The organism is Streptomyces sp. BE303, from assembly GCF_036290945.1.
In the GTDB taxonomy this organism is placed as follows: Bacteria; Actinomycetota; Actinomycetes; order Streptomycetales; family Streptomycetaceae; genus Kitasatospora.
Map to the genome: position 1 here is coordinate 1 of NZ_JAQYWZ010000074.1, position 242 is coordinate 242.

Here is a 242-nt window from a genome sequence, read left to right on the forward strand (position 1 = left end):
GGACCGAACACCGGCGAAGCAGGCAACTGATACCCGGGCGGGGCAGCCGTCTCACGCCAGTAATACGTGCCGACCTCCACCGTCCGAGAACACAGACCATTCGCACCCGTCGTACATGCCGCACCCACCTGCGTGTCCGGGTTCACCCCCGACGTCTGCAGACCCGGAACACCATTCGTCTCCTCCCACAGATCGAACACACCACCCGCCAACGGCGCCGCCGTATTCGCATCCGTCTTCAA

The 242-nt window shown here is 64.0% G+C and carries 1 protein-coding gene; it reads right to left on the reverse strand.

Translation table 11 applies throughout. The features are described 5' to 3' along the window. Positions 1-242: prealbumin-like fold domain-containing protein (locus tag PUR56_RS00265; RefSeq protein ID WP_329947343.1), on the reverse strand; the 242-nt coding region annotated here is incomplete at its 3' end.